Below are 22,266 nucleotides of genomic sequence, written 5' to 3'. Positions count from 1 at the left end.
GACGGACCGGCATGATCACGCCTTAACAGGTCAAGGCCCTGCTGGAGTCCAACGCCGACCTTGGTCGTCGTGTCCGCCGCCGCCGCCTCGAGCAGGTCGGCTCCAGGACGCTGTCCCTGGCAGCTGTCCGGGAGCACGACCTGCTGACGGGCGCCTGAGCAGTTGCTCTGGACCCGCGCGCCTACGACGTACCGGGCGGGTCGCGCAGGATGTCCGTGGTGATGTCCGGCAATGCCCTGCCGGTGCGGAGGGCCTCGGCGCGCATGAGGGCGAGGGCGTCCTCAGCGCTGATCCCCCGTCGGGCCGCCAGGGCTCCGACGGCACGCCAGGTGTCGAACCAGTGGGCACGGACCACCTGCTCCGGCTCCCACGCCGGGGCGTCGTTCCCCGTGAGCAGCATCTCGCGGGTGGGCATGAGCGCCGCCGTCACCGCGTCGGCCACATGGGACGCCCGCTCCAGGGCGTCCTCATCGAGAGCGCGGGGCCGCGTCGCCAGCAGGTCTACCGACCCGAGGACGTAGTCGCCGAAGAACAGGGGGAGCGCGTACACCGAGCCCACTTCCGGGAGCTTCTCGCGCGCCATCGCCCCGAACAGCGGCCAGGGCGTCAGTTCCTGCCCCAGGTCGTCCACGGCCACGGGCTCGCCGGTCTGCGCGGCACTGATGCAGGGCCCCTCCAGCACCGTGAACTGGATCTCCTCCAGCAGCAGGGCGGCATCGTCCGACGCGGCGAGCAGCTGGCGGGAGGGTGTGTCGGTGAGCAACGACAAGGTGGCACCGTCCACGCCGAGTCCCTCGCACACCGCCGCGCACACCCGCCGGGGAACCTCCTCGCCGGGGGTGCCCGCCGCGGCTTCCGCGACCAGCCGCACCGCCTTCGTCGCCTCGGCCGTCATCCGGCCCTCCGCAGCCCTGACGCATGTGCCCCGATGCCCACCGTCACGTGTCTCCCTGTGTCATCCGAGCGGACGGCCACCGCCGCCGACTCACCGCCCCTGTGCCCACGGCGGACGCCGATCCGCGCATGTCGGGTGCCCTGTGTCGCCGCGTGCAAGCTACGAACGGCACATGAGACCCGGTCGACTCGGGGGAGGGCAAGCGGCGGGGCCGCCGCTCCCACCGCTGCCGCAGCCGCAGCAGATGCGGGGGAGACAAACGAGCTTGCCAGCTGGTGGGGCCGAAAAGAGGCAGTTAAACGACTCGCCTGCTCACCTGCCCCTGACACCCCGGCACGACCGGACCTTCAAGGTCGTCTGAGACGCCGAGCGGAAGGAAGGACACCGGTCATGTCGCTGCCCGAGGCCATGCTGGCGGTGCTGTGGATCGGTCTGACCGCCTACGTGTTGTTCGGCGGCGCCGACTTCGGCGGCGGGGTATGGGACCTGCTCGCCGGAACCACCCGACGCGGCAGGCCCCAGCGCGACCTGGTGGAGCACTCCATCGGTCCCGTCTGGGAGGCCAACCACGTCTGGCTGATCTTCGTCATCGTGCTGCTGTGGACCGGCATCCCGCCCGTCTTCGCCGCCATCGCCTCCACTCTCTACATTCCGCTGACCCTGGCCGCCCTGGGGATCATCGCCCGCGGTGCGGCCTTCGCCTTCCGCAAGGTCAGCGTCGAGATCTGGCAGCAACGCCTCTTCGGCGCCACCTTCGCCTTCTCCTCCCTGGCCACGCCCTTCTTCCTGGGCACCGTGGCGGGCGCGGTGGCCTCCGGCCGGGTCCCCGCAGGCATCACCCAAGGCGACACCGTATCCAGCTGGCTCAACCCCACCTCGCTGATCAGCGGGGCTCTCGCGGTGGGAACCGCCGCCTACCTCGCCGCGGTCTATCTCACCCGAGACGCCCAGCGAGCCGGTGATGCGCCGCTGACCGAAGCGTTCCGCCGCCGCGCACTCCTTGCCGGCCTCGTCGTCGGTGCCCTGTCCGCGGCAGGGCTCGTCGTCCTGCACGCCGACGCACCCGCGCTCTACTCCCAACTCACCTCCGGCAGTGCCTTGCCCCTGCTGATCCTCTCCGTGGCATCGGGGCTGGTCTCCCTGGCCCTGCTGATGTGGGGCCGGCACCTTTTGGCCGTGCGGCTGACAGCCGCCCTGGCCGTCGCCGGCCTGCTGTGGGGCTGGGGAATCGCCCAGTACCCCCGGCTGCTGCCCGGCGTCACACTCCACGACGCCGCCGCCACCGACACCGTCCTGTCGGCCAGCCTGATCTGCCTGGCCGTCGGAGCAGTCCTCCTGTTGCCGTCCCTGTGGTGGCTGTACGCCACCTTCCAACGCGACCATCCCCAGCCGGCCGAACAGGCTGACGGACCGACCCACGGAGACAGTGGCACGTGACGGCGCTCATCGCCGGCTGCATCAACGGCAGCACGTGAAAGCGCCCGTCACCGGCCGCACGTACCGACACCGAGTCGGCTGGAAAGCCCCCAGCGCAGGTACCAGCGCAGCCGAACGGGTCCTCGCCCAGCCCTAGCAGGCGGCGTCGGTGCGCTGCCGGTCAGATGCGGCGTGTGATCAGTGCCCGCTTCACTTCCTGGATCGCCTTGGTGACGGCGATGCCACGCGGACACACGTCGGTGCAGTTGAAGATTGTGCGGCAGCGCCACACTCCGTCATTTCCGTTGAGGATCTCCAGCCGCTGCTCACCGCCGTCGTCCCGGCTGTCGAAGATGAAGCGGTGCGCGTTGACGATCGCCGCCGGACCGAAGTACTGCCCGTCGGTCCAGAAGATCGGGCACGACGATGTGCACGCGGCGCACAGGATGCACTTGGTCGTGTCGTCGAAGCGCTCCCTGTCCTTCGCGGACTGGATGCGCTCCCGGGTGGGCTCGTTGCCAGTCGTGATGAGGAACGGCATCACGTCCCGGTAGCCCTGGAAGAACGGCTCCATGTCCACGATCAGGTCCTTCAGCACGGTCAGGCCCTTGATGGGCTCGACTCTGATGGGCTTGCCCGGGTTGATGTCCTTGATCAGTGTCTTGCATGCCAGCCGGTTGCGGCCGTTGATCCGCATGGCATCCGACCCGCAGATGCCGTGCCCGCAGGAACGGCGGAAGGTCAGCGAGCCGTCCTGCTCCCACTTGATCCTGTGCAGACCGTCGAGGACGCGCTCCTTCGGATCGATCTCGACCAGGAAGTCCTGCCAGGTCGCCTCCGCGGAGACCTCCGGGTTGAACCGGCGGATCCGGAAGGTGACCGTGATGTACGGGAATGTAGCGGAAATCTGCTCCGCCTTGTCCATAACCGGCGTGGCCATCGGAACCGGCCCTCCAGCGCTCGCTGTGGTGGCTGCCTGCCGAACCGGTCGACGGCCGAGGCAGGCGCGCGGTGAACCCCCCCTCCCCGCAGAACGCTTCGACGCTCCGCCGGTCCACCGTACGCCCGGTGCTGACCCGGCGCCGCGCGCCAACGCATGCGGTAGATCCGCGATCATCAGCCGCCGGGTATACACGCGAGGGCCAGTGGGTGGCGACGCGCGACTCTGGGTATCCGCGACGGCAACGACACCAGGGCAGCGAGCCGGTGCGACCCACACCGTCGGAGCCGATGCCGCCCGCACCAGGGCGGCCATGAGCAGGACAGCAGGCGGAACGCCCGGAGGCGGAGGAGGTGACGGCGATGAACCGGACGGCGCGCCGACGTCGGCCTCTGACCAGGGTCACCGCAGCCGCGACGGCCACACACGCCTTCTTCGAACTGGCCGCAGGCGTCGGGATGCCCTTGGCGTCGCTTCTGGGACCATTCACCGCTGCGAGCGCGTGGGCTGTCGGTGCGGCAACGGCCTGGCGGGCGGGGGGCACCCGGCCCTCGCGGGACGATCCGGCCTTCGCCGTGCTCAACAGCGTGAGCCTGGCTGCGGTGATCGCCCACCTGACGGGCTGGCCGCGCAGGCGGACGCGGCTGGGTCTTCCGTGGCTCACGGACTGCGAAGGGCTTGGCCCGCGGCTCATGCCGTACTACAACCCGATCCTCTACGTCTCCGGTACCGCGGCCGTGGCAGCCCTGCTCCTGGAGAACGAATCCGCTCCGCGACACCTGCCGCTGCTGACTCCTGCGCTGGTTCCCCTCCTCGTCGCCGCCCAGCGTGCGGAACACCGCCGGCTGAAGGCGATCGCGGCAGCCCGCCCCGGATGGTGGAACCGCCGTCTTGTTGAAGCCGGACATTTCGCTCGACACCACGGCTGATCGACGCCGTGTGGCGCCGATGCCTGGCTGATGAGGCGCTGGCTCGTTGACGGCCTGCGCGGGGCCGTCGCCGCAGAGCTCCACGAGCGGCGAAGCCGGCCGAGACTCCCCGCCTCAGCGACCTGCACTGCGAGCTGGAGCGAGCACACCCTGCTCTGCCTGCTTCAGCAACCGCCCGGAACGGCCGTGACTTTGCTCATCCCCGGGGTCCTTACAGTTTGCGTGGCTCAGCGTTTCTGGCCGGGTCAGTGATGTCGATGCCCGCCGGAATGAAGCCGCGCTGCCCCTTGGCGGCCAGTTCCTCGAGGTGCTGCTGATAGCGGTCAGGGGTGACGACTTTGACGTTGAACAGCATCCGGGCGTGGTCGACGCCGCAAAGTTCGGCGCACTTCCCCCGGAAGGTGCCTTCGCGGTTGGGGGTCACCTCGAAGGCATTGACATTGTGGCCCGGGAAAACGTCCTGCTTCATCAGGAACGGCAACACCCAGAAAGAATGGATGACGTCACGCGAGGACAGGACGAACCGGACCTTCTCGCCCATCGGTAGCCACAGCGTCGGGCCGGGATTGCCGGTCTGCGGGTTGCGGGTGCTGGGGACGCCCACGTCGTAGACACCTTCGGCGCCTTTGGGGAAATCCTTGCTGTACCTGTCCGGAACGATCCTCAGGTCGGGATCGGCGTTCGCGTTGCCCGTATCTGCCTTGCCGTCCACGTTCTCGATGTAGTTGAAGCCCCAGCTCCACTGGAAGCCGACCACGCCGATCGTGTGGGCCGGCCGTTCGGAGAGTGCGAGGAGCTCGGACTCGTCGCGGGCGGTGAAGTAGAAGAGGACCGAGACGATGATCAGCGGAACCGTGGTGTACAGCGCCTCGATCGGCATGTTGTACCGGGTCTGCGGGGGAACTTCGACCTTCGTCCTGCTGCGCCGGTGAAAGATCGCCGCCCACAGGATCAGCCCCCAGACCACCACTCCCACGGCCAGCGCAGCCGCCCAGGAACCCTGCCACAGGGAAAGGATCCGCGGAGCCTCCTCCGTTACCGGGGTGGGCATCCCCAGGCGGGGGAAGTCCTTGTACGTACAACTGGTGGCGGTCGCCAGGACCAGGCCCGCAGCCAGTGCCTGCACGGGCTTCCGCCGCGTCGGCCGCCGCGGCGTGGGGGTACCGCCCTCGCCCCCCAGGGCGTGCGGGAGGTCAGATCCGTTGGGACTCACGTAGCGCCTTCCCGAGAATCTTGTCCGCCCGGCCGCTGCGGCTGCCTCACCGGTCGCTCGCCGCCCTGCGTCGGGCATCGGTCTTGGATGTGTATGCGGACAAAACCTACTGATCCCCTTCGGCCCCGGGGCACTCAACGCGCCGCCCACCCACGTGATGCCGCATCGCTCTCGAGCCTGCATCTTCTCGTCCAAGGCCTGGGGTGATGAGCGGCCGGCGATCATTCCACCCGAACGGCTACCCGAACGGCTTGCCCTCCAGGAGGTCGTCAAAGCCGTCGCCGATGCAGCGGAGCTGTTGAGGGAGCTGCTGCGGTACTGCACCGACGACCGTTGTTTTACGCGAGTTCTTCGTCGACGAGCACCTGGGCTGCGATGGTCATCGACCACGACACCGGCTGTAGGCCCGTCAGAGTGGGCGCCCAGCGCCCGGCGGCGCCCTGCTTCTGTTTCGCCGTCTCTCCCAAAGGCGGCCCAGCCGCCGTTGCGACGCCGACTCCGGCCCGTCGGGGGAGTCTGCGGCCCCCTCAGCCCAACGTCTCGGCAGAGGTCCTCGTCGGCTGGAACACGGCGAATCCCGTGCCCCCGCACGGTAGAGCAGTCCCACCGGGACTCGGTGCCGCTCCTCGGCCCGGGCGTGCCGCATCACATCGAGGCGCACCTGCGGCTCGGGCAGGAACTTCGGGCCGTCGGTATCCATCCCGTCCAGGCAGGACAACAGCTCCCTGGCCTCGCGTCCCTCACGCAGCCGTTCCTCAACCACCTTCCCGCCCGGCCCTGCCCGGCGGGTGAAGGGATGGATCATCTCCTTTCGGCCGTCTCGTGCACGGCGAGCAGGCGGACGAGGCGGCGAAAGGCGGCCCGCCGCTCGTCCCCCGTGGTCTTCTCCACCTCGTCGACCAGATTGCGGATGTCGCCGTACTGGCGCCCTGCCGACGGTCACCAAGTGCCCCGGCTGCACTGGTCAACCTCTGTTTTGGAGCCGGTCGGGGCAGCTCCACGTCGGGTTCGACGGGCACGGGCACGTCCGCCGGCCGCGTACCAGCCCACCCCCAGCACCACCGCCATGGCCGCGTCCACCACATCGCCGCCGTAGTACATCCATTGGGCGCCTCTGTGCAGGTCGGCAGGAGTGAAGTCGGTGCCGGGCGGCGGCGATGCGTACAGGGTCTTGGCGAGCACCGCGTGCGCGGTGCCGGCGGCCAGCAAGGTGGCACCGCGTACGGCGACACTCCAGCGACGGCGCACCGGATCGAGCTGGCACACGGCGAAGGTGAACACGAAGCCTGCCGCCAGCATGTGCGCGTGCACCACGCCGTGCAGCAACGGCTGGTGCCGCATGGTCGCGAACAGCTCCGTCCGATACAGCAGCCACAGGCCGCCCACGTCCAACAAGGCCGCCAGCGGTGGGAGGACGAGCCAGCCGACGGGACGGGATCGCGCGAGAACCAGCAGGCGTCGTCGTGCCCGGCCGGGCCTGAGGGCTCGCAGGGCGAGGGTGAGGGGCCGGGCCACGACGAACAGCAGCGGGGCGGCCAGCCCCAGGAAGAAGCCCGACCACGCGTGGGCCGGCGCCAGGGCCCTGCGGTGGCGCAGATCGGCGTAGAGGAAGAACCCCGCGACCAGAGCCAGCAGTTCGGCGGTGTGCAGCAGTCCGTCGGACAGCAGACCCACGCCGGAGGTGGAACGATCGTAGAAGTGGTGCCACCCCAGGAGCTGATGGAAGACGATCTCGTCGACCGAGGCCATGACCGCCGCACCGATCAGCGCGCAGACGGCCATGGACCTGCGGGACGCGGAGCGGGTGCCCGGTGCGGTGTCGGACCGGACGGAGTCGCTCATGGCCCCTCTTTCCTGCCGTACGGCGACGTCGGCTGGGGATGCCCGGCGCCGGGTACCCGCCACACAGGACAGGGCCAAGCACAAGTGCACGGCCCTCAGGGAGAGGAGACACGCTTCAGGACAGGGAGGGGGAACGCCGCCCATGCTCGACGTCGCAGGAGTTGGAAGCCGGTTTCCCGCGCCAACCGGCCTCGCGGCGGTCACTCGGCCGGCGGCACAGCGAGGACATGGGTGGATTCGGCACGCGGACGGCCAGTTCGTCCGGCCGGGACGCCTGCTGGGCGATCAACGAGGCCGGGCGGTGTCTTCCCTACGTCGATGTCGTGGTCTCGTCGCCCTCTCCGGTGTCCGGTTCGGCGCGCTTGTCGGCGCCCGTCTCCAGGTAGCCGGGGTCGTCGCCCGCGACCCGGCCCACGAAGACGTCGTTGGGCGTCGTCCCCGTCGTGCTGTGCCGGTCCGCCGCCTCGGTGTCCGGCTTACCGCCGGTGTCCTCGGGCCGACCCGAACGGACCTCTGCGGAGGGCTCGTTCGTGCGACCCCCCAGGTGTTCGCGGACCCATGACCACACGGACATGATGCCTCCCGATCAGGAGATGCGTGCCGGCGTCGACGGCGTGCCCGTGCTGCCCTCGGCACTCAGCGCCGCACCCGGTTGGTTCAACGTCGTCTGCGGCGCATCGCGACGGCCGCGGCCAGCACCAGGACCCCGGCGAGCCCGGTGAACACCTTCTTGGCAGTGGCCATGGACGTGCTCAGTCCGAAGGCGTCGCGCAGCCGGTCGTAGAGACCGAGCGGCACACCCAGGACCGCGTTGCCGGGCGGGCGCCGGGGGATGACGGGGTGGGGGTGGGTGGGCGCGCTGCGTCGCACCGTGTCCCATGCCGTGCCGAGCCGGCGCAGCTGCGTGGCTGGCAGCGCTTCCTGTAGCCGGGGCAGCACGAGGTCCTCCTCGTCGCGGATGTCCTGCCGTATCAGCGCGAAGACCCGTCGTACCTTCTCCTCACGCTCGGGAGAGCCCGGACTCAGGCGTTCGATGTCGGCGACAAGATCGTTGATCTGCTGGTGTTCCTCCTCGACCCGCGAGGTCAACTCGTGCCCGTCCTCGACCGTGCGCCGGACGGCGGGCCACAGCACGGTCTCCTCGGCGAAGGCATGACTGAAGACCAGCTGGACGGTCTCCTGCAGGACCCGTTCACGGTCCTCGCCGTCCGCCAGGGTCGAATAGCGGTCCATCAACCTGTCCATCTCGGCATGATCACGGCGCTGCCTGGCCAGCACGCTGCTCGGACCGCCCAGTTGCTCAACCGTCTGCTCTTTGATCGTCTCGGGCATGGATCTCTCCTCTGCTCCGCAGACCGGCCGCGACGCCCGTCCGCCCGAGCGGCTGCCGACAGCGTCCCAAAGGCGGGTACCCCGCCGCGGCACGGCCCACCGTTTTTGGTGTTTCACGTGTTGCTCGGCCCGGTCACGGCCCGGCCCGGTCGCCGGGCGCGTTGGCCGCAGTGCGGGCGGCGTCGGCGGCTTCGCCGGCCTCCGTCAGGCGCCGGTCAGCAAGTCGCCTTCCTGTACTGCTGCCAGGGACAGCGTCTTGTAGCCGACCTGCTCGAACAGCACGACGAGGCGGTCCTCCTCCGTGCCCATAACGGTGCCCGCACCCCACTCCGCGTGGCGCACCCGGTCGTTCGTCTCATAGGGCCCGCCATGCCAGGGCGGGGGAGGGGCGTCCCGGTGCCCGGCTCCGGTGGCGGGGTGCTCGTCCTCGCGGTCGCACACGTCGCACCGTCCGCACGGTGCGTCGAGCTGCTCGCCGAAGTAGCCCAGAAGGTACTGGCGGCGGCAGGTGGGCGTCTCGGCGTAGCCGCGCATCATCTCGATGCGGGAGCGGTCGACGCGGCGCCGCCGCTCGAACACCCGTGCCGCTCCTTCCGCGGCCTCGTCCGCCGTGCGGCCGGGCAGAGCCCGGACTGCGCGGCGCCTGCCGTCGACGGTCACCGCTCCCGCCTCTTCCAGCAGGTTCAGCAGATCGCTGGTCTTCCGGCGCGACAGGCCGCAGAACTGCGCTGTCCGGCTACGGCTCTGCGGGGCGTCCTGGCCGAGCAGCGTGGTCATGATCCGGCGCAGTGCGTCGGCGTCCAGGGACCTGGCGGTGAGGAACTTCTGCAGTCCCAGGTCCTCGGGGCGGTAGAACAGCACCGCCTCTGCCGGCTCCCCGTCCCGGCCGGCGCGTCCGATCTCCTGGTAGTAGGAGTCCAGTGACTCCGGGACGGACGCGTGGGCGACGAACCGTACGTCGGGCTTGTCGATGCCCATCCCGAACGCGGAGGTGGCCACCACCACGGCGGGAGCGCCGGCCATGAAGCCGTCGTGGATCCGGCGCCGCTCCGCTGCCTTCATCCCCGCGTGGTACGCCTCGGCGTCCACGCCGTCTTGCCGCAGTCGCCCCGCGTACGTCTCGGCGTCCTTGCGGGTGGCGGTGTAGAGGATGCCCGGGGCGCACGCCTGGGCAGTCCAGCGTGCGACGGTCTCGCGTTTGGTGGGGTCGTCGGTGAAGGTGCGCACCGTCAGGTGGATGGTGGGCCGGTCGGTCCCGGTCGTCACGACGTGGGCCTCGCGCATGTGCAGGTGCTCGACGATGTCCGCCCTGACCGGGGCCGCGGCTGTCGCCGTCAGAGCGAGTACCGGCGGGCGGCCCAGCCGTTCGGCGGCCTCGCCCAGGTTCAGGTAGTCGGGGCGGAAGTCGTGTCCCCAGGCGGAGACGCAGTGGGCCTCGTCCACGACGAACAGCGAGGGGCCCAGTTCCCGCAGTTGTTCCACGACACTGTCTTTGGTCAGCTGCTCGGGGGACAGGAACAGGTATTCGGCCTCACCGTTCCGGATCGCCCGCCAGCCCTTCTCGGTGGCCGACGCCGGCTGTGCGGAGTTCACGGCCACGGCGTCCGGTGCCGCGCTCTTCCGCAGGCCGGCGACCTGGTCGCGCTGCAGGGCGATCAGCGGCGACACCACGACCGCGGGACCACCGAGCATGACGGTCGGCACCTGGTAGATCGCCGATTTGCCGGAACCGGTCGGCATCACGACCAGCACGTCGCGGCCCTCGAGCAGTGCCTCCATCGCCTGCGTCTGCTCGGCGGCCAGGTCGCTCCACCCGAACCGTTCCCGGGCGACGCGGCGCAGCTCGGTGATCCGGTCTCGCACGCTCATCGCGACACCCCCTTCACGGCCCGGCACTCCTGCGACCCGCCCCGGGTACCCCCGTGACCGGCCGCGACGCCGGGCAGCCGTGCGAGGTCGAGGGCGGCTGCTCGCCCTGGGCTCTCACCGGCGCCGTTCGGCCCCGCGCGGTCGCGGCCGCCCGTCACCAGGGAGAACCTGGACGAAGCCTAGGTGACCGCTGTCTGCGGGCCGACGCCGCTTTGGAAAATCGCACCCCAAGGAGACTGCCTTGACCGACGCCATGCCTCACCTCGACGACGCCGGCGAGAACGACGATGTCGTGGCACTGCTGAAGCAGCAGCACAACCACATCCGTGATCTCTTCGCCGAGGTCGAGAACGCCACCGCCGACGACCGGGCGGAGGCATTCCGCAGACTCGTCCGCCTGCTGGCCGTCCACGAGACCGCCGAGGAGGAAGTGGTCCACCCGGCAGCCCGCCGTCTGCTGCAGGACGGTGAGCAGGTGGTCGACGGCCGTCTCGAGGAGGAGCGGGCCGCGAAGGAGAAGCTGAGCCGGCTCGATGATATGAACCCCGACGACCCCGGGTTCATGCCCGCGTTGCGGGAACTGCGCGCGGACGTGCTTCAGCACGCGGCTTCGGAGGAACAGTACGAGTTCCCCGGGCTGCGCGAGAAGGCCGGAGCGCAGCAGCTTGCCATGATGGCCACGGCTGTCCGTGCTGCCGAGGCCATGGCGCCCACCCGCCCGCATCCGGGAGTGGAGACGGCGGCGGAGAACGTCGCGGTGGGACCCGTGGCAGCCGTGATCGACCGGACTCGTGACGCCGTTCGCAAGGCGATGGGCAAGGACAGCTGATCAGCTCGGGACAGAGTGGCCCACACCGGTCCGCGCCTGAGCTGCTCAGCGCGCGCTCGTCCCGGACGCGGACGACGGCCAGCGGATCGGCATGACGTGAGCATCGGATGTCGGGGAGATTGCACGCCTGAGCCGGGGTACTCGCCGCGCACCGCGCACCGCGACGCGCTACGAGGGAGAAGGCCCCCATGACCACGCGCACGCGCATGGGCCCGATCGCCCGGGGCGCTGCCCACCCGTCGTACCTGATCATCCGAGGATGTGACCGTCCATGACGCTCCGGAAATCACTGTGGGCAGCCGCCGCGGTACTCACCGCGGGCGCCGTCGTCGCCCTACGGCGCTCGACGGCACGTCCGGCGGACCCGGCCGCCGCGGACCGCTGGCTCACGGTGACGATCAACCGTTCACCTGCCGACATCCAGGCCGACAAGCTGCCGACGCCACTGCAGGAGTACGGCGACCGGATCCAGACGCGGATCCGCCCCGCACCCGGTGACCGGGGCACCGAGGTGGCGGTGCGCCTGAAGGACGTGCCGTCGGATGCCTCGTCCGTGCCCGCACGGCTCACGGGCCAGGATCCTCGTCAGGATCTGCGCCGTTCCCTGCGTGAAGCGAAGGCGCTGCTCGAAGCGGGCGAGGTCCTGCTGCCGGACACACCGCCCACCACCCACGACAAACCCGGCGGGAAGCTCGTGGGGCTGCTGAGCCGCCGCGCGGGCGGGGAGGGAGTGCTGTGAAGGCGCTGTGCTGGGAAGGCGTCAACAAGCTCGCCGTGGAACAGGTGCCGGATCCCGTCCTGCGCAACGACCAGGACGTGATCGTACGGCTCATCGCGGGCACCACCTGCGGCTCGGACCTCCATCTCATCGGCGGATACATCCCCTTCATGCGGTCCGGGGACGTCATCGGTCACGAGTTCCTGGGGGAGGTCGTAGAGGTCGGCGCCGGGGTACGCCGGCACAAGGTCGGGGACAGGGTGGTGGTCTGCTCGTTCGTCGGCTGCGGGCGCTGCTGGTACTGCACCCACGACCTGTGGTCGCTGTGCGACAACACCAACACCAACCCCGGCATCGGACAGGCTCTCTTCGGCGCCGACACCGGCGGCATCTTCGGCTACTCGCACGCCATGGGCGGACTGCGCGGCAGTCACGCCGAGTACGTACGCGTGCCCTTCGCCGACTACGGCGCCTTCCCTGTGCCGGAGGGCGTCGACGACACCAGCGCCCTGTTCGTGTCCGACTCGGTGCCCACCGGATGGATGGGCGCCGACCTGGCAGGGGTGAAACCGGGCGACGTCGTCGCCGTATGGGGCTGCGGGGCGGTCGGCCAGATGGCGGCGCGTGCTGCCATCCTGTTGGGCGCGGAACGCGTGATCTCCATCGACCGGATCCCCGAACGCCTGGAGATGACCGAGCGGCACATCGGCAGCGAGGTCATCGACTACACGACCACCGACGTCGGCGCGGAACTGCGCGAGCGCACCGGCGGCCGGGGCCCCGACGTGTGCATCGAGGCGGTCGGCATGGAAGCCCACAGCGACAGCCCCGTCCACCTCTACGACCAGGCAAGCAGCAGCTGCGGCTCCAGACGGACCGGCCCACCGCCGTGCGGCAGGCCATCCACGCCTGCCGCAAGGGCGGGACGGTCTTCGTCCTCGGCGTCTTCGCCGGGGCGGTCGACAAGTTCCCCCTGGGCGCGGTGATCAACAAGGGCCTGACCGTGCGGGGCGCCCAGCAGCACGGCCAGCGCTACATCCCGATGCTGCTGGACCGGCTGGCGGCCGGAGAGCTGAGCACGGCCCACCTGGCGACCCATACCGTGCCCCTGGACGAGGCCCCGCGGGCCTACGACATGTTCAAGGAAAAGAACGACGGCTGCGTCCGCGCGGTGATCCGGCCGGGCGGCTGACCGCGGCCCACCGCAGGCGGCCCCTGTCCCGTCCTCGCAGGTGGGGATCCGGCCACTATGAGCACGACGCCACGCCGCCGCCCCCGGTTCGGCGGCCGGGGGCTCCAACTGCTGGATGGACCACCTGGAGCGTGAGCCCAGGGCCGGCGCGGTGATCGACGAGGCCCGCAAGGGATGCGGGTGCTGGGGAATCCGGCGCATCTGCTGATGGTGCAGGTGCCGATCGGCAGCTGGTAGTCGACGGCGGTACTGGACCTGTACCCGGCTCCTCCCGTGAGGCGGTCCTGCTGGTCCGCGTCGGTCTGGCCTCCGCCACCTCCGACGCCGAGCAATGTTGCGCCCGGACGCCCCATGCTTCGATCGCTCGGTGGGGGCCCAGAGACTCACTTCTGACGCCGGCCCGTTGCAGCCCTGTCTCGTGACGCGGCTGCTGTCGCGTTCGGCGCATTACCGGCTGGGACCCCCTGGAGACTGGTCTCGTACCCCCTAGGCGATCTGGAGTCGGCCGACTAGCACGCCGTCGCAGCCGGTCGTCCGCAGCGCGTGCACCGCAGTCCGTTGTGCGCTTGCCGACAGGTCCGGTGCACGGTGGATGGCATGGGCGACAAGACAGCCCTTTGCCTCATCGGCCGGGCGTTTCTCCCGGTTGCCCAGGACATCGCGCCTGCCGGTCAGTGACGCTGGTCGAGTTCTCCTGCTCGGGTGGTACAGGCCGAAGGCGGGCGGCGGGCCCTTCAGATCAGCCGTCCTTGCGGCCGGAGCGGGAGCCCCGGTAGGCGGCGCGGCGGGTCGAGGCCAGGGCACCGCCGGGGGTGAATCCGGGCGCGCTGTACGTGTAGATGTCGAAGTCCAGGCTCTCGTGCTGCCGCAGAGGCAAGGGGGTGCGGACCGTAAGTACGGCGAACGCACGCCAGGACCGGTCGGAGGTTTCGGCGCACAGGTCGAACATGAGCGGTCCAGCGGCCAGGGCCCGCGTCAGACTCACCGGGTCGCCGTGCACCGGTGCCTGCCCGGAACGCCGTGGAAAAGCGGTCAGAATGCAATGGCGGCCGCTCACCCGGTAGGGAAGCAGGCTGGAGTACGGACCACCCAGTGCGTCGGCGCGCGGCATTGGCAGATGCCTGGTGAACCTGCCTCGCCCGCTGCTGGTGAGGAGCAGGTCCAGAGGGCGGTCGGCACCGTCTGCGTGCTGCACTCGCACGGCGAGCCCGAGCCCGTCGGGCAGCCGCCGGGGCAGGCCCGCCGCTCGTGAGAGGCGGACCATGGCGGTGTACCGTCCGGGCACGTCCAGCCACGGCACATCCCAGGGCGCGCCCCCGTCGTTGACGACCTCCAGATCGGCCGTGCACGTCAGCCCGCGTGGATGCAGGGCAGGAGCCGCACGCAGCGCGGCCAGGCGACGGAAACCGGCTTCAACAGTGGCGCCCGGCCATGATCCCGGCAGCTTGCGGCCGCTCTCCCTGTCCTCGTCTTCTGCGTTCTCGTCCCGTCCGCGAAGAGGTCGTCCCGGATGACATGTCCGGAGGGCGGGGAGTTTCGGCGCGTTGCTCACGGTCGGCCCTCCTGCCGGTGGTCGGTGTGTGCGGCGGCCGTGCCCTGCGGGTGCCCTGTGTCGCTTGAGGGCGAGGCGCTGCTCGGAATGGTCGGGCACCCGGTGCAGCAGCCCGTCGTCCGCTCGCTGTCCGCGAAGCAAGCCTTCGTCGATCATCCGGTTGCCCGAAAGGAGTTCGGTCCTTTAGTTCGTCAGTCCCGGGACCATCGAGCGGCCGCCCGGCCGTCTGGGGAGCTGCTCCTTACAACCGCCGGACTCGCGCAACTCGCGGCGGCTGCGGGAGGCCGCGGTGGTCAGAGCGCCGAACGCGATCAGGGTCGTGGTGCGGGCGGTGGCAGTGGTGCCGCGGGCGAGGGCTGCGTACAAGGGTCTGTCCCGCGCCGCCCAAGGACGTCCTCATGCCCGCCGTATCGGCCTGGGCACCGCGGAACATTCGGGGCCGCCCCTGCCCAGCCGTTCGCGGGCCTCGGTGACCAGGGCGCGGAAGAGTCCGGCGATGAGCACGACGGTCTCGGCACGCGGGCAGGCGTCACATATGCGCAGTTCCAGTGTTTGCAGATGGGCGGAGGGGCGGACGTCGTAATAGATCATGCCCGGGTCGCTGATGACCCCGGCCCGCATGAATTCGTCCACCGCCGCGTCGTACTCGGCCGCGTCGGCGAAACAGCCGGCCGGACCCGCGGTGGGCCAGCGCTGCCACACCATGGAACGCCAGCTCGCGTACCCCGTGTCGGCCCCCTGCCAGAAGGGCGAACTCGCCGAGACGGCCAGCAGCACGGGCAGCCAGGGCGAGACCTCGCACATGACGCGTACGGCGGTGTCGCGGTCGGGCACGTCCACATGGACCTGGGCGCCGCAGATGAGCTGCTCGTCGGCGACCTTGCGGTACTCCTCGGCCATCTGGCGGTAGCGGGCGTCGGCGGTGGGGTTCGCTGCTGCCGCGGGCGCCAGCGGGGCCGTCCCCGCGGCCACCACGGCCAGCCCCTGCGAGGATGCGGCCGCGTCCAGCTGCCGTCTCAGCCGGGTGAGGTCGGCGTACAAATTGTGCAAGGATGCGTGCACCGCGCTGTTGGTCTCCACGGTGCACTGGTGCAGTTCCGTCGTGAAGGTCCGTCGGGGAAGCCGTCGCAGGATCGCGTCGGCGCGCGGCACGAGCAGTCCGCTCTCCGGCCGGTCCCACAGATGAGCACGACAGAGGGACAGAGGGCATCGTCAGCGGGCCGCCGGTGACCGGGCAGGGCGGCGGGGGGTGCCAGCGAAGAGTTCCTCATCAGCACTACCAGCATGGATAGCCCACGGCCCATGGAACGGTTCACGACGACGAACCACGGCGGTTCCTGCTGGCCGAGCCATCAGCACCGTCGGCAGTAACCGTCAGTCGCGTGATCAACGTCCATATGTGCTGCCAGGGCCTGCTTCCCGAAGTCCGGAAAGGCTGGCGCCGGCTACCCCGCTGACGGCCCTCTCAGGCGCCGAGCCGTGTGACAGCGGTGTCCAGACCAGCGGCGGTCTCCTCGAGGTCACGCCGGGACGGTGCGCTGGTGCCGAGCCGGGTGACGAGATCGTGCCGGGAGATGATCTCCAGGGCCCCTCGGTACCGTTCGCTGTCCAGCGCCGACGCCGGAACGACCACGACGGTGCCGGCGGTGACGATCAGTGTGGCGTCATTGGCGTCGGATCCGAGCAACGCCTCGATGTGCTCAGGGCGGATCATGAGGGTGTCTCCTTCCCGGTGGCGGTCACCGCTGTCGCTCCCCGCGAGGGGGCGGGGGATGCCGCATTCGACGGTCGTCGGTCCCTGGTGCTGTCCCGCTCATCATGTCCCTCGGGGTCTCGAAGCCGCCGACGGTGACCGAGTGCCCCGGCTGCACCGGTCAATCTCTGTTGGGAGCTGGTTGGGGAGCACCGCGTGCGCGGAGCCGGCGGCCAGCAAGGTGGCACCGCGTACGGCGACACTCCAGCGACGGCGCACCGGATCGAGCCGGCACACGGCGAAGGTGAACGCGACCTGCCGCCAGCATGTGCGCGTGCACCACGCCGTGCAGCAACGGCTGGTGCCGCATGGTCGCGAACAGCTCCGTCCGATACAGCAGCCAGAGGCCGCCCACGAGCAGCAGCGGGCGGCCATGCTCACGACGAGGTGCTGGATCATGTGCCCGGTGAACGTCCTCGCGGCACAGCTCCCCCCGACGCCCAGGCCAGCGAGAAGATGGGCGGATTCGGCACGGACGGCCAGTCGTCCGGCTGGGACGCCTGATTGGGGGATCACCGAGGCCGGGTGGTGTCTTCCCTACGTCGGTGTCGAACACCCGTGCAGCCTCCTCTGTGGCCTCGTCCGCCGTATGGCCGGGCAGAGCCCGGACTGCGCGGCGCCTGACCTCGGCGGTCACCGCTCCCGCCTCTTCCAGCAGCTTCAGCAGATCGCTGGTCTTCCGGCGTGTCCGCAAGGCGATGGGCAAGGACAGCTGATCAGGTCGGAACAGAGTGGCCCACACCGGCCCGCGCCTGAGCAGCTCAGCACGGACGACGGTCGGCGGATCGGCATGACGTGAGCATCGGACGTCGGGGAGTGTACGAGCGGGGTTCCGGCCGACCATGAGTACTACGCCACGCCCCCGCCCCCGGATGCGGCAGAGCCGGCTCCTGCTGCTGGCCCGCCTTGAGCGTGAGCCAGAGCCGACGCGGTGATCGACGCGGTCCGCAAGTGGGTGAAGGCCCTCCCAGACGCGTACCGCGGCAGGAGCACCGGCCATGCAGTAGAGGCTGGTCCCGCCCCCCACACCCCGATCTCCTTCAGGATCTGCACGCTGGTCTCCGGCTGGGGACGCCGACGTGGACGTGCACGCCGTTGCAGAGCTGCTCCGCCACCAGCCGGGACGCCTGGCCCGTAGCGGGCCTGGCCGGTGACGGCCACGGGGTGGCCGTGGCGAAGGGCCACCCGCGGTGCCCGAGCCCCGCACTGCCGACTTGAGACTCCCTGGTACGTCAGCTCTTTCCCATGGCCTTGCGGACGGCGTCCTTCGTGCGGTCCACGAGTGCGGCCACCGGACCGAGGGCCACGTTGGCGGTGGCCGACTCGACACCGGGGTGCGGCCGGGTGGGCGCCATGGCCTCGGCGGCTTTGACGGCTTTGGCCATGGCGGCGAGGTTGGTGACGTCGGTGCTGCGGCGGATGTGGGCGAACTCGTAGCGTTCCTCCGCCCGCGCGTGCTCCTGCACCTCGGTGCGCAGCTGCATCAGCCGGGGCATGAACTTGGGGTCGTCGGTGTCCATGTCGTCCAGGGCCGCCAGCGTCTCCTTCGCCGACTTCTCCTCCGCCAGGCGATCCCTGACGACTTGCTCGCCACCTTCGACCGCCCTGCGGACGAAGGGGTGGACGACCTCTTCTTCGGCGGTCTCGTGCACGGCCAGCAGGCGAACGAGGCGGCGGAAAGCGTCCCGGCGTTCCTCACCCTGGCTCAGCTCGACCTCGTCGAAGAGGTTGCGGATGTCGCCGTGCTGACGCATCAGCAGAGCCACCACGTCGATGTCGGGTGCGTCGCCGGCCTGAGGTGTTTGCAGTTCGGACATGTGCGGCGTCCTCACTTCTCGCGCTGGGCGGGGTCGGGGTGCTCGCCCTCGGTCTGGACGCGGTACTCGCGGCCGAACATCTCGTCGTGCTCGGTGATCACCCGGTCGCTCGGCGGGGCCTCGCCGCCGTGGATCTGCTCCTGCATCTTCTCGAACCGTTCGTGCGCTTCGCGGACGTAGCCCGCGCCGAGGGTCGTGAGGTCCATCTGGGTGTCCAACAGTTCGCGCAGGTACTGCTTGTTCGGCTCGAAAGTGAGCACGTTGGGCAGCTCCGGCGCCAGGACCTCCTGCGGCTCGCGTCCGTCGTGGCGGCGCATCAGGTCGCATGCGAGGTGGAGGTGTTCGAGCTCCATGTTCAGGTGCAGCTCCCAGATCGCCTTCACCTTCGGGTCGCTCTCCTGCTCCATGAAGGAGTAGTAGAGGTAGCACTCGTTGTACTCGTGGTTGACGAGCTGCTCCCACCACGTCTCGCCCGGGTCCACGAGGGACTCGTAGTGGGTGACGTGCTCCTCCTCGATGAGGCCGATCTCCTGGTAGAGCTGACGGGCGATCGGCTCCATGTAGGTGGGGCCGGTGTTCATGTAGAAGTTCATCGTCTGCTGCTCCGCCGACAAGATCGTCAGCGCGTGCAGCTTCGACAGGGGGTTCGTGGCGTCCTTGTCGTAGGGGTCGCGGACGTTGTCGACCGGATCGCGGTGGTGGTACCGGGTGGGCCTGCCCGGCATGACCTCGGTGAGGTTGTCGACGATCGACTCCGCCTTGCGGTGCTCGATCATCTCGTAGAGGTTGGCGTACCGGTACAGGTGGTCGAAGTCCTCCAGGACACCGAACTGGTACGCCTGCTTCAGATAGGGGTCCGGCTCCATCCGCGCCACCCACGCCGTCAGGTCCACCGCGACCTGCTCGTAGGCGATCGTCATCTCCAGCACCGAGGAGACGCCCGGCAACAGCCAGTTCACGACCTTCTGCTGCTGCGCCTCGATGTAGCGGGTCTGTGCAAGCTGCCGTTTGACCTCCGGGTCGGCCGTGTTCCGGGCGAGCTGGTGGCTGAAGAGGATCGCCTCCACCTCGATGCCGTTCATCGTGATGATCCGGCACCGCGTATAGGGGTCGCAGCGGTCGGGGTCGATCGGCTGCACGTTCAGCTCCCGCCAGCTGCGCAGCTGCCGATCCAGCGGGATGCCCCGCTGCTCCAGTGGATTGAAGGTCATGTGGGGGTGCCTCCTGGGACAGGGGGACTCGGGCGCCCGGCGGGTACCCCGCCCCGGACGACGACAACAGGTCCACCTGCGAGTCTCGCCGTCACGGCCGGCTTTCAGCCACCGCTCGCGCCCAGAGGGCGTGCGATTCCTCCTACCGCATCAGCCGAGATGACAGTGTCGGGCACTATGGCATGACCGGATCCATGCGCACCGGGGGGATCGTCCGCGCCGACCGGTTGCCGGATGCGAGGCCGCCCGCCTGCCGTCATGACTGGTCTCCATAGGGGGCGAGGTCTCCGTTACGCCTGCCCACGATCGCATCAGCAAGGCGCGCTCGCTGTGGCCTGAAGATGGACCGCTCTCAGTAGGGACTCAGGAGTAGGCCATCGTTGCTGCGGGGTCGGGGCTCGGTCCGGCCGGCCGGATGGGAGCTCCCCGCGCACGCCACTTCCGGTCCGCGCCCGGGACGGCGTCCCGGGCGCCTCGCAGTCTGAGCGCCCGACGGAGGCCGCGTCATCGGATCCGACGCCGCAGCGAGACCCTCAGGACTGGCGAGGCGCTCTGAAGGCCACCTCCTGCAGTGGGGTCCTGAGGACGCAGGCAGGTCTGCGATGGTTACCCCGCCCCTGAGGGGTACCCGCCTTCACGTAACGCACATAACGGGCAAATCGGAGGTCGGAATGGCAACGCATCCCCGGTCGGACATGGAAACGCACCCCGACATCCTCGCCATGCGCAGTCGACACGAGATGGCCGAGCGTGTCGCGAGTACTCCGAGGGCGCAGGCCGTCGAGGCGATGGCCCTGATCACGGGCCTCTACCTGGCGGCCTCACCGTGGATCGCGGGTTTCAACGGCTTTTCCACCCTGGCCATCAACAACTTGATCGTCGGTATCGCATACGCCGTGATCATGAGCGGTGGCTTTGGCCGGGCATACGAGCGCTCGCACAGCATGGCGTGGGCCGCTTGCGCACTCAGCGTGTGGACGATCTTTGCGCCCTGGGTTGTAGCAGGAGACGTCAGTACCACCAGGACCATAGTCAACAACATCATCGTCGGCGTGATCGCGCTCCTTCTGGCCCTTATGGCCGCCGCAGCCGCCCGCCCGGTGGATCGGCCGTCCGGCGATCACTCATCCCCGCCCAGGTGATCGAGCTGGATCCGAAGGTCGTGGCACCTACCGCTACCGCGCTACCGGGAGCCGCCTGTTGCCGGTGCTCTGCCCCCGTCAGGCTGCTCCTGGCGGAGGCGGGCTTACGCGGTCGTCAGCTCCGTAAACAGCGACGCGTTCCGCGTAATCAATCAGCGTCCAGGGCGCCCCGGAGGATCGGACGGCCACTCCGGCCGAGCCGCGGTCGGCAAGCTACTTTGAAGCCACCTCCGGCCCTCGCGGGCCACCGAACTTACGGCCCTGCGTTGGTGTGAGTTTCCAACGCCCGCGCGTACGCCCCGGCGCCGGCCTGATGGAACTGCGCATCACCACCGACAGTGTCGGCGTCCCTGTGTGGGACAGCGACCTCACGGTCCCCACCGGCCGGGGCGTCCGACCTCGGCAGGATCGGTCAGTACGGCCTCGAGATCGTCATGGCCTTCACAGTGCTTGTCAATCGAGCAGGAGCCGGTCGGCAAACGCATCACGGCCTTATCACCATCTCCTGCACACCAAGCGGCGCCCCCCCAACTCTGATGCAGCGGCTGCTGCCCCCGCCCGCAGCGGGCGAGTCGAGCGTCGGCTCAGTCTGCGGTGACAGGTGGCGGCGAGCGTACGGAACACCTCCAGCCGCTCGGCGGGAGGAAGCGCCCGACTGCGGCCCGTGGAAGCATCGCATGCAGCCGTGGAGGGCTGCCGAGCACCCGTCGGTGGAAGGGCACGGTGATCGGGATTGCCGCCCGTGGAGGACAACTCGATCGGAGGCAATGATGACCACGAAGTCAGGGTGCGATCAGGGAGGTGAGTGGCGGCGCCAGCGGCGTCCGTCAGCGCCGTCGCAGGTGCCGTGCGCAGTTCCATGAGAGCTGGCACGACCGACCACAAGGAGATCGGGCACCTCTACCTGATCACGTCTTTCGGGTTCTGCCTGGCGGTGGGCTGCTGGCGATGGCGGTCCGGGCGGAACTGGCCGGCTGGGACTGCAGCGTCTGTCCGACAAGCAGTACAGCCAGCCATTCACGATGCGCGGCACGATCATGCTGCTGCTCTTGGTGACGCCGACGTTTGCCCAACGCGGTCATGCCGCTGGAGATCGGCGCGCCGGATGTCGCCTTCCCACGGCTGAACATGTTGCTGTACTGGCTGTTCCTCCTCGCGGCCTGATCGGGCTCAGCGTCGGCTCAGGTCTTGCGGGAAAGCCGCAACGCCCGGCGCTCTCTCGCCGTCATCGCGCCCCACACGCCCTCGTACTCGCCGGTGCGCAGAGCCCAGCTACCGCATGCTGTGACAACAGGGCACCGGTTACAGACAGCACGGGCCTGTTCGATCTGCTGCAGCGACAGGCCGTCCTCGCCGATCGGGAAGAAAAGTTCGGGGTCTTCAAAGCGGCACGCTGCCAAGTCCCGCCAGTTCACGCGCGGTCTCCCCGTCCAGACGACGTCACAGGAATGCGAGAAGAAAGCGATTCGGAAAGAGAAGACATCAGCACAACCTCCGCGTGCCACGGCAGGTACCCGCTTTCCGGCAGCTCGTCGGGACGGTGCTGCACGCACCGCATCATCCCGGCAGAGATAGGCAGAAATATAATCCCACTTGCCTGTCTGGTACAGATTTAT

General features: G+C 69.5%; 21 protein-coding genes and 2 pseudogenes. 9 read left to right on the top strand and 14 right to left on the bottom strand.

The genetic code is table 11. The features are described from left to right. Positions 1-181: 181 nt before the first annotated feature. Positions 182-895, bottom strand: coding sequence for a GAF and ANTAR domain-containing protein (locus ACSUPV_RS07365; protein ID WP_359789322.1), 714 nt, complete (start codon positions 893-895; stop codon positions 182-184). Positions 896-1,285: 390 nt separating this feature from the next. On the opposite strand from ACSUPV_RS07365, the gene ACSUPV_RS07360 reads away from it, so the two are divergent. Further along, positions 1,286-2,332, top strand: coding sequence for a cytochrome d ubiquinol oxidase subunit II (locus ACSUPV_RS07360; protein WP_359789320.1), 1,047 nt, complete (start codon positions 1,286-1,288; stop codon positions 2,330-2,332). Positions 2,333-2,492: 160 nt separating this feature from the next. Here ACSUPV_RS07360 and ACSUPV_RS07355 read toward each other — a convergent pair whose 3' ends face one another. Then, positions 2,493-3,251: a succinate dehydrogenase iron-sulfur subunit gene (locus ACSUPV_RS07355; RefSeq protein ID WP_436947155.1), complete on the bottom strand. Its 759-nt coding sequence runs from the start codon at positions 3,249-3,251 to the stop codon at positions 2,493-2,495. Between the two features lie 362 nt (positions 3,252-3,613). On the opposite strand from ACSUPV_RS07355, the gene ACSUPV_RS07350 reads away from it, so the two are divergent. Beyond that, complete coding sequence (locus ACSUPV_RS07350; RefSeq protein WP_436947154.1) at positions 3,614-4,180, top strand: hypothetical protein; 567 nt, start codon at positions 3,614-3,616, stop codon at positions 4,178-4,180. 211 nt (positions 4,181-4,391) lie between these two features. On the opposite strand, the gene ctaC is transcribed toward ACSUPV_RS07350, so the two are convergent. The 5 genes from ctaC to ACSUPV_RS07325 form a co-directional block, all read right to left on the bottom strand. Next, positions 4,392-5,393: an aa3-type cytochrome oxidase subunit II gene (ctaC, locus tag ACSUPV_RS07345; protein WP_257234026.1), complete on the bottom strand. Its 1,002-nt coding sequence runs from the start codon at positions 5,391-5,393 to the stop codon at positions 4,392-4,394. 939 nt (positions 5,394-6,332) lie between these two features. Further along, the gene (locus ACSUPV_RS07340) at positions 6,333-7,175 is read right to left on the bottom strand and encodes a DUF2243 domain-containing protein (protein ID WP_436949880.1); all 843 of its coding nucleotides are present in this window, start codon (positions 7,173-7,175) and stop codon (positions 6,333-6,335) included. Between the two features lie 370 nt (positions 7,176-7,545). Beyond that, positions 7,546-7,809, bottom strand: a complete 264-nt coding sequence (locus tag ACSUPV_RS07335; RefSeq protein ID WP_359789315.1) for a hypothetical protein — start codon at positions 7,807-7,809, stop codon at positions 7,546-7,548. 83 nt (positions 7,810-7,892) lie between these two features. Then, entirely contained in the window at positions 7,893-8,567 is a 675-nt protein-coding gene (locus ACSUPV_RS07330; protein ID WP_436947153.1) for a hemerythrin domain-containing protein, read from the bottom strand. 204 nt (positions 8,568-8,771) lie between these two features. Further along, positions 8,772-10,436, bottom strand: a complete 1,665-nt coding sequence (locus ACSUPV_RS07325) for a RecQ family ATP-dependent DNA helicase (protein ID WP_436947152.1) — start codon at positions 10,434-10,436, stop codon at positions 8,772-8,774. Between the two features lie 253 nt (positions 10,437-10,689). Here ACSUPV_RS07325 and ACSUPV_RS07320 point away from each other — a divergent pair, with 253 nt between their 5' ends. From ACSUPV_RS07320 to ACSUPV_RS07305, 4 genes are all read left to right on the top strand, one after another. Then, complete coding sequence (locus ACSUPV_RS07320) at positions 10,690-11,265, top strand: hemerythrin domain-containing protein (protein ID WP_435850525.1); 576 nt, start codon at positions 10,690-10,692, stop codon at positions 11,263-11,265. Positions 11,266-11,536: 271 nt separating this feature from the next. Beyond that, positions 11,537-12,004, top strand: coding sequence for a hypothetical protein (locus ACSUPV_RS07315; protein ID WP_037759794.1), 468 nt, complete (start codon positions 11,537-11,539; stop codon positions 12,002-12,004). Next, positions 12,001-12,969: an alcohol dehydrogenase catalytic domain-containing protein gene (locus ACSUPV_RS07310; RefSeq protein ID WP_436947151.1), complete on the top strand. Its 969-nt coding sequence runs from the start codon at positions 12,001-12,003 to the stop codon at positions 12,967-12,969. Before ACSUPV_RS07315 ends, ACSUPV_RS07310 begins: the two co-directional genes overlap by 4 nt. Then, entirely contained in the window at positions 12,966-13,175 is a 210-nt protein-coding gene (locus ACSUPV_RS07305) for a hypothetical protein (protein WP_436947150.1), read from the top strand. The genes ACSUPV_RS07310 and ACSUPV_RS07305 overlap by 4 nt, the downstream gene beginning before the upstream one ends. Before the next feature lie 739 nt (positions 13,176-13,914). Here ACSUPV_RS07305 and ACSUPV_RS07300 read toward each other — a convergent pair. Then, on the bottom strand, positions 13,915-14,160 hold the full coding sequence (locus ACSUPV_RS07300; RefSeq protein WP_381038226.1) for a hypothetical protein: 246 nt from the start codon (positions 14,158-14,160) through the stop codon (positions 13,915-13,917). 132 nt (positions 14,161-14,292) lie between these two features. On the opposite strand from ACSUPV_RS07300, the gene ACSUPV_RS07295 reads away from it, so the two are divergent. Then, positions 14,293-14,427, top strand: coding sequence for a hypothetical protein (locus ACSUPV_RS07295; protein WP_436947149.1), 135 nt, complete (start codon positions 14,293-14,295; stop codon positions 14,425-14,427). 483 nt (positions 14,428-14,910) lie between these two features. On the opposite strand, the gene ACSUPV_RS07290 is transcribed toward ACSUPV_RS07295, so the two are convergent. From ACSUPV_RS07290 to ACSUPV_RS07270, 5 genes and pseudogenes are all read right to left on the bottom strand, one after another. Continuing rightward, positions 14,911-15,093 carry a hypothetical protein gene (locus ACSUPV_RS07290; protein ID WP_436947148.1) on the bottom strand — a complete coding sequence of 61 codons (183 nt, stop codon included), beginning with the start codon at positions 15,091-15,093 and terminating at the stop codon, positions 14,911-14,913. 63 nt (positions 15,094-15,156) lie between these two features. Further along, positions 15,157-15,930, bottom strand: a pseudogene (locus tag ACSUPV_RS07285) (carboxylate-amine ligase); the annotation flags it as partial. A 262-nt stretch (positions 15,931-16,192) separates the two neighbouring features. Next, entirely contained in the window at positions 16,193-16,441 is a 249-nt protein-coding gene (locus tag ACSUPV_RS07280; protein ID WP_436947147.1) for a hypothetical protein, read from the bottom strand. 1,271 nt (positions 16,442-17,712) lie between these two features. Continuing rightward, positions 17,713-18,297: a hemerythrin domain-containing protein gene (locus ACSUPV_RS07275; RefSeq protein WP_436947146.1), complete on the bottom strand. Its 585-nt coding sequence runs from the start codon at positions 18,295-18,297 to the stop codon at positions 17,713-17,715. Positions 18,298-18,308: 11 nt separating this feature from the next. Next, the gene (locus ACSUPV_RS07270) at positions 18,309-19,508 is read right to left on the bottom strand and encodes a hypothetical protein (RefSeq protein WP_436947145.1); all 1,200 of its coding nucleotides are present in this window, start codon (positions 19,506-19,508) and stop codon (positions 18,309-18,311) included. Between the two features lie 671 nt (positions 19,509-20,179). Here ACSUPV_RS07270 and ACSUPV_RS07265 point away from each other — a divergent pair. Both ACSUPV_RS07265 and ACSUPV_RS07260 read left to right on the top strand, forming a co-directional pair. Further along, on the top strand, positions 20,180-20,650 hold the full coding sequence (locus ACSUPV_RS07265) for an SPW repeat protein (protein ID WP_180989512.1): 471 nt from the start codon (positions 20,180-20,182) through the stop codon (positions 20,648-20,650). Positions 20,651-21,497: 847 nt separating this feature from the next. Continuing rightward, a pseudogene (locus ACSUPV_RS07260) lies at positions 21,498-21,802 on the top strand (cbb3-type cytochrome c oxidase subunit I); the annotation flags it as partial. Between the two features lie 29 nt (positions 21,803-21,831). Here ACSUPV_RS07260 and ACSUPV_RS07255 read toward each other — a convergent pair. Beyond that, complete coding sequence (locus tag ACSUPV_RS07255) at positions 21,832-22,065, bottom strand: WhiB family transcriptional regulator (protein ID WP_037759780.1); 234 nt, start codon at positions 22,063-22,065, stop codon at positions 21,832-21,834. Positions 22,066-22,266 lie beyond the last annotated feature (201 nt).

The sequence above is a fragment of the Streptomyces sp. SudanB52_2052 genome (assembly GCF_964272415.1).
In the GTDB taxonomy this organism is placed as follows: Bacteria; Actinomycetota; Actinomycetes; order Streptomycetales; family Streptomycetaceae; genus Streptomyces; species Streptomyces olindensis.
The sequence above is the reverse complement of the archived record's forward strand: the minus strand, read 5'-3'. Positions and strand labels throughout refer to the sequence as shown.